Below are 2,206 nucleotides of genomic sequence, written 5' to 3'. Positions count from 1 at the left end.
CACTGAATGCTTCGTGGAGGTTGTCGAGTGTCAGCCAGTTGATGGTGTCGGGTAGTTGGGTGCGTTGGGTGGTGGTGGTCAGACCGATGGCTGTGGTGGAGTCGGTCGTCATGTGGGTGATGCGCCCGGTGGGGTAGGTCGGGTCGATGGGCAGGAAAGCGGCTCCTGTTTTGGCGATCGCCCATACCGCGAGGACGGATTCGGCAGAGCGTGGTATGCCGATAGCGACGATGTCTTCGGGGCCGATACCTCGTTGGATGAGTGAGCGGGCCAACCGGTTCGAACGTTCGTCCAGTTCTCGGTAGCTCAGTTGTTGTCCGTCGAACACGATCGCGGTGGCCTCGGGGTTCTGTGCGGCCGCCGTGGCCAGTAGGTCGGCCAGTGTGGTGGGTGCCGTGCTGGGTGGGCCGGAGCGGGTCAACAGATCGGCTCGTTCGGCGGGCTCGAGTACCTCGATCGTCCCGACCGGAATCGTCGGGTCGGCGGCTATCGACTCCAGTATCCGGACCCACCGGCGTGTGAGGGCCTCGATCGTGGTGGCGTCGAACAGGTCCGCGGCGTAGGTCACCGCGAGGGCCATCTCACCGCTGTCGTGGTTGTCCGACAGTATGAACTGCAGGTCGAAGCGCGACACGTCGTTGGGCAGATCGACTACCGACACATCGAGGCCGGGAAGTTCGAGTTTTACCTGCTCGAGGTTCTGGAATGCCAGCATCACCTGGAACAGTGGATGGCGAGACCGCGACCGCTGCGGAGCGAGTTGGTTCACCAACTGTTCGAAAGGAAGGTCGGCGTGTTCGAAGGCATCCAGGTCGACCTGCCGGATCCGGGTGAGCAGGTCGGTGAACGGTTCACCGAGATCGATCTCGGTCCGCAGCACCAAAGTGTTGCACCATGAACAATGACGAATTATGCTGCCGCGCGAACCTCTCCAGCGCCCGGATCAACTCCGCATCCAGCGTGTAATCGGCCGTGGCACCCCGGTTCGACGCCACCACCGGCCGCGGCCTGTCGATCGGCAAAGAAAGCTCCTCGGGAACTCCGTCCAGAGTTTCGGTCCAGTATCGGATCTGCTGAGCGCCAAGCGATTCCGGATCGTCGAGCGAGCCGAGGGTAGCTTGCTGCCACAGTGCGTAGTCCGCGTACTGGACGGGCAGCGGCGTCCATGACGGGACCTCCCCGCAGATCCGTGTGGCGTATGCAGCCGTCACGTCGCGGGCCAGCGGTGTCATGGAGAAGCCGTCCGCGGCGATGTGGTGCACCACGACGGCCAACACGTATTCAGGTTCCTCACCGCCGGCAACACGGAACAATCGAGCACGCACCGGCGCCTCGATGCGCACATCGAAGCCTTCGGTGACGAATTCGGTGACCGTTGCGATCAACTGGCTCGGCGCAACAGCCTCGACCGTCAGTTCACGATCTACCCCGTCGGCGGGTTCGACCAGCTGGATCAGCGTCCCGTCGTGATCCGGATACCGCGTTCGCAAAGACTCGTGCCTGCGCAGCACGTCAACCATCGCCGAGCGCAGGGCGTCGACGTTCAACTCGCCACGCAACCGAATGGCGATAGGCATGTTGTATGCCCCTGAGCTGGTGTCGTACTGGTTGAGGAACCACATCCGTTGTTGGGCTGGAGCCAACGGCACCAGATCGGGGCGCGGCCCGGCGATCAAGGGTGGGCGTTGCCGCCCGGTACCGGCATGCCGCTCTATGCGAGGCGCGATCTCGGCCACCGTAGGCGACTCGAACAACAACTGGACCGGAACCTCGGTATCCAGCGCGGCACCGAGCCGCGCGACGACGCGCGTCGCGCCCAAGCTGTCTCCGCCGAGGGCGAAGAAGGAGTCGTCGAGGCCGATTGTGTCGATGTGTAGTACGTCGGTGAATGCGGTGGCGATGGTGTGTTCGATGGGTGTTCGGGGTGGCCGGAATGGTTTGTGGTCGGTGTATACCGGTTGCGGTAGTGCTTTGCGGTCGAGTTTGCCGACCGGTGTCAACGGGATGTGGTCGAGCACCATGATCGTGGCCGGGATCATGTAGGACGGTAACCGGTGGGTGAGGTGTTCGGTCAGGGTCGTGGTGTCGATCGAGTGACCGGGTGCGGCGACGACATASGAAACCAGCGTCTCGGTCCCGGAATTGTTGCGGTGACCGATAGTGGTGGCGAAACCGACGGTGTCGTGAGCGGTGAGTGTGGCATCGA

1 pseudogene is annotated in these 2,206 nt (G+C 63.2%); it reads right to left on the bottom strand.

The features are described from left to right. Positions 1-2,203 (bottom strand): annotated as a pseudogene (locus AB4Z47_RS30650) (condensation domain-containing protein); the annotation flags it as partial. Between the last annotated feature and the right edge of the window lie 3 nt (positions 2,204-2,206).

The organism is Nocardia sp. 2TAF39, from assembly GCF_052114905.1.
GTDB lineage: Bacteria > Actinomycetota > Actinomycetes > Mycobacteriales > Mycobacteriaceae > Nocardia.
Note: the sequence above shows the minus strand (reverse complement) of the source record. Positions and strands in the feature narration are given on the sequence as shown.